Below are 13,239 nucleotides of genomic sequence, written 5' to 3' on the forward strand. Positions count from 1 at the left end.
CAGCGGCTGCGCGCTGGCCGTCCCCTTCGATCCTGGTATTCCTGGAGGCCGGGTTGAACGGATCGACCGTCTGCAGAAGCGAATTGTGCGTCTGTGTGTCGCCGGCGGCCAAGGTCACCGAATCATAGTGGTTCAGATAGTCGGCGGCACAACCCGTCAGCAGGCCGGCGCTCAGCACGAGGATCAAGGCGCTATTTCTTGACATAGAGCATCTTGTCCTTCGATTTGAAGTTGAGCATATGGCCATAGGGGCCGGTGACGCCGTCGCCGGTTTCATATTTCCGGATCATGTCCTTGTTCACCTCGAGCTGGCCGAGCACAAAGAATTCCGGGTCGTTGGCCGGCCGCGTCTTGTCGAACGGCGTCTCCAACTGTTCGCCGGGTTTCACGGGCCGCACGAGGTGCGGCGTGACGATGACCACCAGTTCCGTCTCTTCTTTCTGGTTACTCGAATTGCGGAACAGCGTCCCGATGACCGGCACCTGGCCGAGCCATGGCACCTGGTTCTGCAGCTTGGTGGTCTTGGTGGACAGGAGCCCTCCGACCGCGAAGCTCTGGCCGTCGCGCAATTCAACGACGGTGGACAGTTTGCGGTTGGTGAAAATCGGGTCGCCGGCGGTGGTGAAGCCGTTCAGGTCGCTGACTTCCGGCGCCAGGTTCATGTGGATCTTGCCGTCGTCGAGTACGACCGGCGTGAACAGAAGATTGACGCCGAATTGCTTGTAGACGATGCTGATCTCGCCGTTCTTGTCGAGAGTTCTGATAGGAACTTCACCACCGGCGTTGAAGCTTGCCTGCTCGCCGGAGAGCGTGGTGAGATTGGGATTGGCAAGCGTGCGCACCGCGCCCTTGGCCTCAAGCGCCTCGATGTACAGATCGACCTTGATGTTGCTGTCGATGACGCGAGTGAGCAGCGCCCCAAATGGCGTCGAGGTGGACAGGAGGTCGCTGAGAAAGCCGCCGGTGCCGAGCACCACGTTGTCCTTGTCGACGGCGGTAATCCCGGTTCCGACTTGCGTCGTACCACGGCTGTTTGTGCTCCTGATCGACACGCCGAGATCCCGGCCGGCGTTGCGCTTGGCTTCCAGCACGCGCACTTCGAGATTGACCTGCTGGCTCTCGTCGACCGTCACGGAATTGATGATGTCGTCGGGACCATATTGCTTCGCCACTTCCAGGATGGCCGCCAGCGTGGCGCCGTCCTTGACATGACCGCCAAGCCTGACCCTGCCGTTGACCGAGGCGACTTCGATGCGCGACCTTGGCGCCACCTGGCGGATCGCCTGCGCCATGTCGCTGACGTCGACGCCGACCTCGATCTGGATAACGCCGAGCGAGCGCTTTTCAGGTGAGAACAGATTGACCGTGGTGGTGCCGGCACCCTTGCCGATGACATAGAGAGTGCGGTCGGTCATCGGCTGCGCGTCGGCGATTTTTTCGTCACCGACGACGATATCGCCAAGAGTGGCGTTCACCGCGATCGTCACCGACTGCGACATCGGCAGGAAGACACGATGGACGCTGGGGTTCGACACATCGATGAAGCGGTCGGCTGCACCGGCCGCCAGGCTCGAAAACGACAGCGCTGCCAGACAGGACAACGCGGCCGCCGCCATCCTCAACCAAGACCCCTGCATCCCCAACTCCCCGCCAGTGCTCATTTTATTAGTTGCAGCTTATCATGGTTGGCGCGGCACGTCATATGTCTCGAGCTTCACACCCCGGAAAACACCCACCGTGGCACGCGACGGCGGCTCAGGTGTGACATATTTGACGACTTCCTGGACTTCCGGCGAGGACGCCACGGCGGGAAGCGGCTTGACCTTGCCCAACTCGTCCAGCTTGCTTCCCACTCGGTCCACTGCCTGTGCCAGTCCCGCGATCTTGTCGTCGGCGCGCTTCTGGGCCTCTTCCGCACGCTGGCGTTCGGCTGCCGCGGCAGCGTCGGCGGCGGCCTGCTTTGCGAGTTCGGCCTGCTTTTTGGCGACGTCGGCCGGCATTTCGCCGGTCAGGTCGGAAAGCGTCACCCGCTCCGTCGTTTCGCCCTTGCTGGCGGCGGCCTGGCGAAGCGCCAGCGACAATTGGCCGGCACCCGCTGCCAGCGTCAGCTTCTGTGCATCCTTGGTGCTGGCCTCGAGCGTCACCGATTTGACGACGGTCGGGCTGTCCTTGCTTTCGTCGGCAACCTGGTCGACGGCGAGCACCTTCATGCCCTGCAGCAGCACGTCGACGAAACTCTGGTCCGTGCCGTCGTTGCTTCGGACGGTCCGCGTCAGCAGCACATCCACACGGTCCCCCGGGAAGACGAAGCCCGCGACACCCAGCACATCGTTGACGCGGATGGAAACTGCCTTCATGCCTTCGCCAAGCACCGCCGAAAGCGTGGCGCGCTGGCCGGGGCCGGTGATCTTGCTTGCGAGAACCGGTTCGTTGACGCCGATTGACTGCAACGCCTGCTTGGGGCCTCCGCCAACCGGAACGTCCTTGGTGAGAAGTTCCTCTGCCGTCCTGAATGCGCCTGCCGGGACCGCGCCTGCGGGCCACGCGACCTCACGCAATTTGTCCGCGGACAGCGTGTCGCCGAACTTCAGCGCCACCGCGGCCACAACGACTGTGTCACGCTGGATATCGTTCGTTTGCGCAAGCGCACTGCGCTGGTTGGCCAGCCAGATATTGGCGAGCACCACCGCGAGCACGCCGAACACGCCGGCGAGAACGATCATGATGACTGTATTTGCGCGCATAACCCCAACCCACTCAATCGACTACGTGCCCCCCGAGGGTCGCCTGTCTCTGGTTGAAAAGAGGCCGGCCCAGGCATTTGCGCCCAGGCCTGCCGATTATCACTAAGCAGCGGCAGTAAGTGTCGTGTTAAGTGTCGTCCACTGCCCGCTGACCCATGCACCAACCAAGACAACGGTCGCTATTACGGCCACCGTGATGATGCCGAGCAAGACTGTATATTCGACCATGGCAGCGCCGTTCTCATCGTCGCGGAACTGCCCGGCCATCGTCATGAACTTCCTCATGCGAATTTCTCCCATTGGAGGTTGAAACCGGCGAGATCAGCTGAGGATGACATCCATACTCATGCATCCCCCGTCACTCTCAAGTCGACATTCAACACACCAAACACAACGTCGAGACCGATCATTATGCCGATATCTGCGCGTATGCTGCCTGCCAACCAACTACGATAGCACGCAGGAGGTCGTTTGACCTTCTGGTGAGAGCGGCGGGCCTAAGCCTTTTGCTAGGCCCGCCAGCGAACTATGCCGCAGCTGTAAGAGCGGTATTCAGCGCAGTCCATCTGCCGGAGACCCAGGTCCCGACCAGCACCACCGTCGCGATGACCGCTACGGTGATGATGCCGAGCAGCACCGTGTATTCGACCATAGCAGCGCCGTTCTCATCGTCGCGGAACTGCCGGGTCATCGTCATGAGCTTCTTCATGTCAATTTCTCCCTTTGGAGGTTTGAACCCGACGAGACAGAGCCAAGGATGAACCCCATACCCAAGCATCCCCCGTCACTTCGATCCTAGGTCCCGAGAAATTGCAGAGTCAAACGCGATTAACGGTTCCTTAACTTCCCAATACATGAACCCACGAGTTGAGCGTGGCCTTGAATTTCAGCAACACCTTGATTCGTCTAATTTTTCAAGCGCTCTTAACCATTCGTTCACAATTATGTCGTCCCACTAATTGAGCCAATCCTATTTTAGCAATATGGCATATTCCTTTATATCTAAGGGGTTATAGCCAATTATGGGATGGAGGATCGGTATATGAGCGCGCAAGGGGCTCGGGCGCTCCGAGGCGTGGTGCTCCACTGATGGTTGACGGCATGGAGACCGGAAACAAAAACGATATTTTCTAGCGTCGCTTCTTAACTATGTTGAAAGTATTGCCTGGGCGTGAGCCCTTCCGGCGCTTGTGCGGCGCTTGGTTAACGTTTAGTTTCCGCTAATATGCGCTGAAGGGGTATAAGGGATTATGCTGGGGCGGTTCATCAAGGGTGGCGAGACGCGGATCGAGCCAAAGCAGGAGTCGATGGCGGTCCTCCAAGTTGCCGGCGGCGCCCCGCCCATCGCCGATCTCGAACCGCATGGCGACGAGTTCCTGGCGTTGAAAGTCGATCTGCATCGACATCTGATTGACCGGTTCAACCTCGCGTCGCTCGAGACTGCGTCGAAGGACGAGATCCTGAACGAAATTCGTCCCATTGTGCGCGAGTTCGTGCGCGGTCGCAACGTCCCGCTGAACGCGCGCGAACTCGATCAACTGACCAGCGACACGGCCGACGAAATGCTTGGCCTGGGACCGATCGAGCCATTGCTGAAAGACGAGTCGATTGCCGACATTCTGATCAACACGCACAAGCGTGTCTTCATCGAGCGGTATGGCGTGATCGAGGAAACCGCGATTCGCTTCCGCGACGAGGCGCATCTGTTGCGCGTCATCAACAAGATTGTCTCGGCTATCGGCCGGCGCGTCGATGAATCGGCGCCGATGGTAGACGCCCGGCTGGCGGACGGCTCACGCGTCAACATTGCTGTCCGGCCGATCTCGGTCGACGGTCCGCTGGTGTCGATCCGCAAATTCTCGAAGAACCCTTATTCGCTCGAACGTCTGATGGCGTTCAATTCCATCCGCTCTCCAATGGTCGATCTGCTGCGCATCGCCGTGCAGTCGCGCAAGTCGATTCTGGTTTCCGGCGGCACCGGCAGCGGCAAGACCACCCTCCTCAACGCGTTGTCGAGCTACATCCCGTCGAGGGAACGCCTGATCACCATCGAGGATGCGGCGGAACTGCAGCTGCAGCAACCGCATGTCGGACGGCTGGAGACGCGCCCGCCCAATGTCGAGGGTAAGGGCGAGGTGCGCCAGCGCGAGTTGCTCAAGAACGCGCTGCGCATGCGACCGGACCGCATCATCGTCGGCGAGGTGCGCGGCGAGGAAGCGTTCGACATGCTGCAGGCGATGAACACCGGCCATGAAGGCTCGATGACCACCATCCACGCCAACACGCCGCGCGATGCGATCTCGCGGCTCGAGCAGATGGTCGGCATGGCCGGCATGCCGATGACCAATGATTCCATTCGCGCGCAAATCGCCTCGGCGATCGATATCATCGTACAGACACAACGGCTCTCGGACGGCGGCAGGCGCGTCACTTCCATATCGGAACTGACCGGCATGGAAGGCAACGTTGTCCAGCTTCAGGAAATCTATCACTTCGTTCGGCGCGATGTCCGGGCCGATGGCGCGATTGTCGGTGAATTTCGCGCCACCGGCGTACGGCCGCGTTTTGCCACTGAAGCCGCGGCGATGGGATACCATTTCGCAAAAGATGCGTTCAATCCGCAGGTTCCACTCTGATGCCGACCGGTCAGACCCTCCTCTACTTCATCTATGTGCTGGCGGCCGCGTCGGTCATTCTAGCCGCCGAATCCTTTTTCCTCTCAATCGCCGGCCGGCGAGCGCGGGCAGGCATCATAAATCGGCGCTTGCAGCGACTGGGAGAAGAGAAGCCGGCCGAGCAGAGTTTGCAGGGACTGTTGCAGGAACGCGGGCTCACCGCGTCGGGGGACTTCATCTTCGGCGCAATCGCGCTTAACCGGCTCTATACGCAATCCGGCATCACCGGCAATCCATTGGCGTTCCTTGCTGTATTCCTGCTTGCCGGTCTCGTTTTGGCGCTCCTTTTGCCGTTGCTTCTGCACTTTTCCGTCATTGTTGCGGTCATCGTCTTCCTGATTGTCGGATTTGCTCTACCGATTCTCGTTTTGCGAAGCGCCCGGGACAAGCGAATCAAGAAATTTGCGGTCCAGCTCCCCGACGCACTCGACATGATCGTGCGCTCTCTGCGCGCCGGCCATCCAACCACCGTCGCGATAGGGCTCGTCGCACGTGAAATGCCCGATCCGCTCGGCACTGAATTCGGCATTGTTTCCGACGAAATCAGCTTTGGCCTCAGTCTGGAGCAGGCAGTTCGAAAACTGTCGGAGCGGGTCGGCTTCGAAGGCCTGCATCTGCTTTCGGTTTCGCTGTCCATTCAGGCCAAGACGGGCGGCAATCTCACCGAGATATTGTCGAACCTGTCGTCGGTACTGCGTGAACGCCGGAAACTGCGCATGAAGATCAGGGCGCTGTCGGCTGAAGGCCGCATGTCGGCCTGGATAATCTCGCTGTTTCCGCTTCTGATGCTTGGCGTCCTGTCGATCGCCGCTCCGAGCTTCTACGGTGACGTCTGGGGTAACCCGATCGTCGTACCGGTGTTTGTGATCTTTGGATCTTGGGCGCTGTTGGGCGACTTCATAATGTACCGAATGGTCAATTTCGATTTCTAGTGGCGGGCAGGGACGTGTTTACCAATCTAGGGAATTCAGCCACGCTGTTGTCACTCGCCATCTTCCTGGCGGCAGTGGCGCTTTTCTTGCTGGCCGCCTTTGTCCTCATCCCGGTTTTCCAGACAAGGAAGCTGGTCACACAAACCCTGTTGGCCGAGGGGATCACCAACCGCCGCTCGCTCCATGCCCAGCAGGAGCTCAACAAGATTTCCGCGCAGCGGCCGGTCGATGCCTATTTCCGCGGCCTGGAAAAAGAACGAGGCGAGCCAAATGCCCTGGAGGCGAAACTGTTCCGGGCGGGATTCTATCAGTCAAGCGCGCCGGTCGTTTACACGCTCTCTCGCCTCGGCGCCGTCTGTATCGGCTTTCTGACCTGCTATGCCCTTCTATCCCGGGTGTTGCCGCCGCAATTGCCTGGGTTTGTTGCATTTGCTGGTTCAGCCTTGATTGGGCTCGGCTGTCTTGTGATTCCCAGCATTGCTCTCGACCGCTTCGAGAGCCGGCAAAAGCAGGTCTATCGGCGCGGTTTTCCCGACTTCATGGACATGATGATCACCTGTGCCGACGCCGGGATGAGCCTCGAGGCGGCCGTGGAGCGCGTTGGCGCGGAACTGGCCGGGACCCACAAATGGTTGGGCATTCAGCTCTCGATCGTGACCCTGCAATTGCGTGCGGGCAAACCCTTGCGCGAGGCATTGCGCGAACTTGCCGATCGCATTGGGCTCGACGAGGCGCGCGCCCTGGCGGTTCTGTTTCGTCAATCGGAAGAGCTGGGCACGAGTCTTACGGACGCCCTGCGCATTTATAGCGATGAAATGCGCAACCAGAGAATCATGAGCGCGGAGGAACGTGCCAACGCGCTGCCGGTCAAGATGATGATCCCGCTGGGCCTCTGCATCTTTCCGGTCGTGATGATGGTCGTCATGTTGCCGGTGCTCATACGCATGAAGGGCATTTTCTTCTGAATGTTTATATGCTTTGGTTCTAAAATGGAGTCGGCGGACTCTCGGGGGATAAGATGACAGGGCCAATGCGCCTCGCAGCCGTAGCCGCAGCCAGTCTTTTGATGGCGATTGCCGGTTGCCAAACGAAAGGTGCGGACAGCACCGATGGTGTCGTGCGCACCAACGAACCGTCGAAAGGCGACGTCACGTCGTTTGGCGATGCCTTCGATGGACTGAAAACGGTCAGCGACGTCGAATATCACGCCTCGGACCAGGCCGTCGCCGAAGCCACGAACCAGTTTCGCGCCGAAAATTACGGCAATGCTGGTGCCTTGTTCTTCAAGGCGACACAGCTCTCGCCTAATGACGGCGGCGCCTGGATGGGACTGGCCGCCTCCTGCGATCGCATCCATCGCTTCGACCTCGCCGACCGGGCATATGGGCGAGCCTTCAAGCTGGTTGGCGCGTCGGCTGAATATTACAACAATGTCGGCTACTCCTATTTGCTGCGCGGCAAACTGCAGGACGCACGCAAGAGTTTCCTGAAGGCCTATGAACTGGCGCCCAACGATCCGACCGTGGCCAACAATCTGAAGCTGCTGTCGTCGAGCGTGCAGAACATCGAGCGCTAGCATGTTGCTCGTCGAAGTGCTGCTGCTGAAAGCACTCGCCATACCCCTGCTCGCAAGGATTGCGTGGCTGGACTTCACGACACAGAAGATAGCCAATCGCGAAGCTCTGCTGCTGCTCTGCATGGGGGCAGGATCGCTGCTGCTTTTGTCGCTTCAGTCAGGATCGTGGTGGGACATGGGGCTGAGCGCCATCGCCGCGCTTGTGCTTTTCGTGGGGCTCTTTCCGTTCTGGGTTCTGCGAAAGGTCGGCGCGGGCGATGTCAAGCTGATGGCAGTCGTGCCGTTTCTGGTCGGCGGAAATGATCTCGTCGGGTTTTCCATCTTGCTGCTGCTGTTCGCCCTCGCCACCGCCATGGTCGTGAAGAATCCATTCTTGCTGCCGCAAGGCGCGTTCCGTGTCTACGTGCAACATCTTGATCGCAAAGGTGTCGTCCCGTTTGGCGTACCGATCTCCGTGGCGTCGATTTGCATACTCGCCTTGCAGGTCGGATACGGATTTGTGGTGCCCGGCTCTCTGTCGACGTGAACAATTGACGGGCGCCGGGTTACCCGCGCGCTACTTCTTCGGGCGTCGGCTTGATGGCGGCATCCCCGGTATTCCGGCCCTGTTGAGTCCTGCGCACGAACGGGTAGCCGTGCTGGCCGACATAATCCGTCGGGATCGATTCATCGACACCATATTTCTCGGGCATTCTGGAGCCTGGAACATGGAACGTGCCGAACAACGCATCGATGATGGCCAAGTGACTGGCGAAGTTCTTGTCGTAGGCGTCGCGTTGATCGGCGTGATGCCAATGGTGGAATTGCGGGCTTGCGATCACCCATTTGAGCGGCCCGAAGTTCATCCTGACGTTGGCGTGTAGAAGCAAGGCATGCCCGGTAGCGATGATGAAGTATGCCGCAATGGATTCCAACGAAAACCCCAGAAAGAATACCGGCAGAAGCGAGACGGCCTTGGTGATGATCTGGTCCACCGGATGCGCCCGGAAAGCAGCCATCCAGTCCAACTCCTCGATGCCGTGATGGATGGCGTGAAATCTCCAGAGCGCCGGGATGGCGTGAAACGCCCGGTGGGAGGCGTAGACGCCGAGATCGGCCAGGATGATGATCTCTGTGACCTGGAGCCATGTTGCCTGACCGCTCACTGCCATCGTCACCCTCGCCGGCACCAAGGACGCCGACGCATACATTGCCGACGCCGCCATAAGGAAAATGCAGATCTTGAGGAACGCACCGTTGACCAGTGCGTAGATCACATCGGTGCCGAGACCCTTGCGGAATGTCTTCTGCTGCGGCCGCAGGGCGAGGATGTGCTCCAGCGGCACGAAGATCAGGGCACAAATAAGCAGCGCTTGCAGACCAAGCAGGTCCATTAGCTCTATCTCTCTGTCATCTACGACGTCCTCTTGGAGAGGAGTGAACCACTTCGTGGTTCGGCACACAAGACAATGGTTTCCAAACAGTTAACAGAACGTCCAGACGTCCAGACGTCCAGCCGGGAGGCGTGGATGGCTTCTGTGATGCATCTCGACCAACTGTCAGTTTGGACGTTAACGCTTAGGAAACCATTTGCTTGTCGGCGCTCGCAAGGAGTGCTTCAGTGCCGCCTGGCAGGGGGTGGCGAAATGTTGAATGAAGATTTTCTTGGTCGTATCGCGATCGTCTGCATCATGACGTTTCTCGCGGTTCTTAGCGCGATTCCTGTGTTCTCGTATCTCCATCAGAACCCAGCCGTAAATTCGCTAGCCGTCGTCAATCAGGTCTTGGCGACTGTTATATCCGCTTTGCAGGTTTTCCTGACGGTCGGTCGCCTCCCGCCGAAAGGAACCGCGCAGGGAATCGAACCAAGGGTCACTTCCGTAGCCGGTACTTTCCTGATCATCGTTGCACTGTTTGTGACCCCAGCACTGGAAAGCGAGGCAGCGCAAATGGTGGCGCTGTGCTTGATTTTCATCGGCATGATGGGTTCCGTGTTTTGCCTCTACTGGCTCGGCCGTTCTTTCTCCATCATGGCTACGGCCCGGCAATTGGTTACCTCTGGCCCATATTCCATTGTGCGCCATCCGCTCTACATCTGCGAGGCGACATTCATTCTCGGAATGATCCTTTCGCACCTGTCGGTCTTGATGGTGGCGTTGGGCGCGGTCCAATTTCTCGTACAGTATCGACGTGCACGGAACGAGGAAGGCATCCTTCGACAGACGTTCCCTGAATATGAAGAATACGCTCGGCGCGTTCCTATGCTGCTGCCGCGGTTCCGCCGTGTGGAAGTGCCCGCGCCTGGACGGTGACAGACCGCCCCGATTCCAGAGCAATCCACCTCGCAATGGGTGGAGTCTGATAGCGTAGCTCGTTGAGACGGCCGGCGGTCGTGTGCCGGCAGTATCGTTTCCGCAAGAGTATACTTGGCGGGAGCATGATCGTGATAGCTGCGCCACACCTTGCCGGACAACCAGGTCGATGGCTAAATAGACCACCACAGGGAGAAGGCACCATGGCACTTCACCTTTCGGCGGACGCTCCGGCTTCAGCAGCCGTCGCCCCACAAAAATATCTCTTTGGGCCGTTCATCGACTTCTTCATGCTTGGCGGAAGCGCGCTTTTCATCCTGCCGGTCCTGTATTTCCTGCCGCTGCGGTATGAAGCCACCGTGACGCTGACGATGTTCTTGCTTTCCCACCTTATAAACCAGCCGCATTTCGGTCATTCGTACCAGATCTTCTATCGCGGTTTCGCGCGCAAGGTTCGCGGCGAGGGCTACGGCCGGAGCCTTCAGATACGCTATATTCTCGCGGGCATCGTCGTCCCCTTGGCCATGATTGCCTTCTTTGCCTATGGCTCGCTGACGGGAAACGCCCGCCTGCTGGGCAATGCGACAAACGCCATGGGCTTTTTCGTCGGCTGGCACTACGTCAAGCAGGGCTACGGCATGCTGATGGTGGATGCCGTGCTGAAGCGAAAATTCTTCAGCGACCAGGACAAGAAGGTGCTGCTGTTCAACGGTTATGCCGTCTGGCTGTTTGCCTGGCTTCAGACGAACGTGGTGATCACCCAAAGGCAGTTCTGGGGTCTGGACTATTACACTTTCGCGGTCCCGCCATGGCTCATCACCATCGCCATGTCGATCGCGGCCGCCTCCTCGGCGGCAACCGCCGTAATGTTCATCAACCGCTGGCGCAAACATGGTGGCGCGCTGCCCTATAACGGCGTCGTCGCCTATGTCGTGTCCCTCTATGCATGGATCCTGTTCGTGACGCTGAACCCGCTCTGGCTGCTCGTCGTGCCGGCGATGCATTCGTTGCAGTATCTGGCGGTGGTCTGGCGCTACCAGACCAATGTCGAGCGCGACCGCGCGGATGCCGTCGAGAAGTCGCCGTTGAAGGTCTTCGCCATTCTCGGACCACGCTACAGGTTGCGGGTGCTGGCCTTCATCGTCTTCGGCGCAATCCTTGGAGCGCTCGGTTTCTGGCTGGTGCCGATGGCGTTGACCGACCTGGTTCCCTACAACAAGGCGGTACTAGGCTCGTCGCTCTTCCTCTTCATCGCCTGGATCTTCATCAACGTGCACCACTACTTCCTGGACAATGTGATGTGGCGGCGCGGCAATCCGGAAGTCTCGAAATATCTGTTCCGCTGAAGCTGTCGGTTGAATTCATTCCGCGCAGGGAACGCCCGTTTCCTGCGCGAACACGATTCGTTAACCAAGATGCTATTCATCGACGGGACGGGTTTGTAGGACGGGTGCCCGCCTGCCTGGTGAAGCCTGCGTGTCCAGGGTTCGAAAGGAAGGCTCCGCTTCCGGCGAAGTCGTCAAATCGCCCGAAACAAGAGCAATGTGCAAGGCATGAACGTGACTGAAAGCGAACTGAACACGCCCGGCGCCTCCCATCGTTGGACACGGTTGCCGGCTATCATCGTCGCGTTGCTTTGCCTGTGCGTCACCACTGCGTTCGCCGAGACGCGTGCCTTGAAGATCCAGCATCTGCATACCGGCGAGAAGGCGGAGATCGTCTTCAAGCGCAGCGGGCGCTACGACCAGGCAGGATTGAAGAAGATCAATTTCATGCTGCGCGACTGGCGCCGCAACGAGCCGACCAGGATGGATCCGCGCCTGCTCGACCTCGTCTGGCAGGCCTATCGCGCCAGCGGCTCGAGCGGCTATATCCATGTGGTCAGCGCCTATCGGTCGCCGGCGACCAACGCCATGCTGCGCAGCCGCTCGAAGGGCGTTGCCCGGGAAAGCCAGCACATGGTCGGCCGCGCCATGGACTTCTTCCTGCCGGATGTGCCGCTGAAGAAGCTGCGCGACATCGGCCTCAGGATGCAGGGCGGCGGCGTCGGTTTTTATCCGACCTCCGGCTCGCCTTTCATTCACATGGACGTCGGCAATGTGCGGCATTGGCCGGGCATCAGCCGCCAGGAACTTGCCAGGGTCTTCCCGGACGGCAACACGCTGCATGTGCCGAGCGACGGCAGGCCGCTGCCCGGCTACGACCAGGCGCTTGCCGCCTACAAATCGCGCAAGGCCGCCGGCACGCCCAACATCGAGATCGCAAGCGCCGACGGCGGTCAGCGCAAGTCGCGCGGCCTGCTGGCGACGCTTCTGGGCGGGCGCGGCGCCGACGAGTCCGAGGATATCGCCGAAGCGGCACCCATGCCACGCAAACCGGCCAGGCCTGTTGAACCCATGACCGCGGGGCAGGGCATCGCAATCGTGCCGCCGCAGGACGCCCAGCGGGCGGACATCCAGTTGGCGGCGCAAGAGCCGCTCGCCGAGCAGAAGGGCAAGACGCCGGAAGCGATCGTGATGGCCATGGCGCCCGGCTCGGTGCCGTTGCCCGCCTTCGCCCCGCGTGCCGCCGCCGCGGCCAGCATTCCGGCCCCGCAAACCGCGCCGTTCGCGATGGCAAGCGCGTCCACGGCGCAGGTCGAACTCTCCGCGCCCAAGCTGGGGACGGCCAATGCCGAAACGCCCGTGGGCAAGACGGATGCCGTTGCCGCCAGCGCGCCGGACATGGTGGCGCACAACATCCCGTTGCCGACATGGCGGCCGCAGACTGAGGCAAGCGCGGTGCGCCAGCCGGAAGCGGCCAGATCCGCCGATGCCGTCGCTGCCTTGCTGGCCATGCACCATCCCGATACCGTCCTTGATGCATCGACCGCTCGGCAGGTTGCCGTTCCGGCACCGAAACCCGAGGATCGTGTCAGGACCAGCCCCAAGGCCGATCGTGTCCAGCCACGCCTCGATCCCGAGGCCACCGCCGTGATTGTGCCCGTAGCGGATCGGCGCATCCCTGAGGGAGGCTCGGCAG

At 60.1% G+C, this 13,239-nt stretch carries 14 protein-coding genes; 8 read left to right on the plus strand and 6 right to left on the minus strand.

Annotated features, from left to right (window positions below; genetic code table 11):
• From C1D09_RS30300 to C1D09_RS30320, 5 genes are all read right to left on the minus strand, one after another.
• Window positions 1-205: hypothetical protein (locus C1D09_RS30300; RefSeq protein WP_143977634.1), on the minus strand; the 205-nt coding region annotated here is incomplete at its 3' end.
• Window positions 192-1,637, minus strand: coding sequence for a type II and III secretion system protein family protein (locus C1D09_RS30305; protein WP_143977635.1), 1,446 nt, complete (start codon window positions 1,635-1,637; stop codon window positions 192-194). The genes C1D09_RS30300 and C1D09_RS30305, both read right to left, overlap by 14 nt.
• 42 nt (window positions 1,638-1,679) lie before the next feature.
• Window positions 1,680-2,744, minus strand: a complete 1,065-nt coding sequence (cpaB, locus tag C1D09_RS30310) for a Flp pilus assembly protein CpaB (RefSeq protein WP_143977636.1) — start codon at window positions 2,742-2,744, stop codon at window positions 1,680-1,682.
• 102 nt (window positions 2,745-2,846) lie between these two features.
• On the minus strand, window positions 2,847-3,029 hold the full coding sequence (locus C1D09_RS30315) for a Flp family type IVb pilin (RefSeq protein ID WP_143977637.1): 183 nt from the start codon (window positions 3,027-3,029) through the stop codon (window positions 2,847-2,849).
• 241 nt (window positions 3,030-3,270) lie between these two features.
• Window positions 3,271-3,453, minus strand: a complete 183-nt coding sequence (locus C1D09_RS30320) for a Flp family type IVb pilin (protein ID WP_143977638.1) — start codon at window positions 3,451-3,453, stop codon at window positions 3,271-3,273.
• A 541-nt stretch (window positions 3,454-3,994) separates the two neighbouring features.
• Between C1D09_RS30320 and C1D09_RS30325 the strand changes: the two genes are divergently transcribed.
• The 5 genes from C1D09_RS30325 to C1D09_RS30345 are packed head-to-tail and all read left to right on the plus strand — an operon-like array spanning window position 3,995 to window position 8,453.
• Window positions 3,995-5,380 carry a TadA family conjugal transfer-associated ATPase gene (locus C1D09_RS30325; RefSeq protein WP_143977639.1) on the plus strand — a complete coding sequence of 462 codons (1,386 nt, stop codon included), beginning with the start codon at window positions 3,995-3,997 and terminating at the stop codon, window positions 5,378-5,380.
• A gap of 35 nt (window positions 5,381-5,415) precedes the next feature.
• Entirely contained in the window at window positions 5,416-6,351 is a 936-nt protein-coding gene (locus C1D09_RS30330) for a type II secretion system F family protein (RefSeq protein ID WP_246135931.1), read from the plus strand.
• Window positions 6,352-6,365: 14 nt separating this feature from the next.
• Window positions 6,366-7,316, plus strand: coding sequence for a type II secretion system F family protein (locus tag C1D09_RS30335; protein WP_143977641.1), 951 nt, complete (start codon window positions 6,366-6,368; stop codon window positions 7,314-7,316).
• Window positions 7,317-7,369: 53 nt separating this feature from the next.
• Window positions 7,370-7,927, plus strand: a complete 558-nt coding sequence (locus tag C1D09_RS30340) for a tetratricopeptide repeat protein (RefSeq protein WP_167514818.1) — start codon at window positions 7,370-7,372, stop codon at window positions 7,925-7,927.
• Between the two features lies 1 nt (window position 7,928).
• Window positions 7,929-8,453: a prepilin peptidase gene (locus tag C1D09_RS30345; protein ID WP_143977643.1), complete on the plus strand. Its 525-nt coding sequence runs from the start codon at window positions 7,929-7,931 to the stop codon at window positions 8,451-8,453.
• Window positions 8,454-8,472: 19 nt separating this feature from the next.
• On the opposite strand, the gene C1D09_RS30350 is transcribed toward C1D09_RS30345, so the two are convergent.
• Window positions 8,473-9,369, minus strand: a complete 897-nt coding sequence (locus C1D09_RS30350) for a sterol desaturase family protein (protein WP_425463434.1) — start codon at window positions 9,367-9,369, stop codon at window positions 8,473-8,475.
• 66 nt (window positions 9,370-9,435) lie between these two features.
• Between C1D09_RS30350 and C1D09_RS30355 the strand changes: the two genes are divergently transcribed.
• From C1D09_RS30355 to C1D09_RS30365, 3 genes are all read left to right on the plus strand, one after another.
• A complete protein-coding gene (locus C1D09_RS30355) occupies window positions 9,436-10,218 on the plus strand; it encodes a methyltransferase family protein (protein ID WP_246135932.1) in 783 nt (260 codons plus the stop codon).
• 203 nt (window positions 10,219-10,421) lie between these two features.
• Window positions 10,422-11,564: a hypothetical protein gene (locus C1D09_RS30360; RefSeq protein ID WP_143977645.1), complete on the plus strand. Its 1,143-nt coding sequence runs from the start codon at window positions 10,422-10,424 to the stop codon at window positions 11,562-11,564.
• A gap of 207 nt (window positions 11,565-11,771) precedes the next feature.
• On the plus strand, window positions 11,772-13,239 hold a 1,468-nt coding region (locus C1D09_RS30365; protein WP_143977646.1), incomplete at its 3' end, for a peptidoglycan L,D-endopeptidase MepK.

Origin of the sequence: Mesorhizobium intechi (assembly GCF_002879535.1) — a bacterium.
GTDB classification, from domain to species: Bacteria; Pseudomonadota; Alphaproteobacteria; order Rhizobiales; family Rhizobiaceae; genus Mesorhizobium; species Mesorhizobium intechi.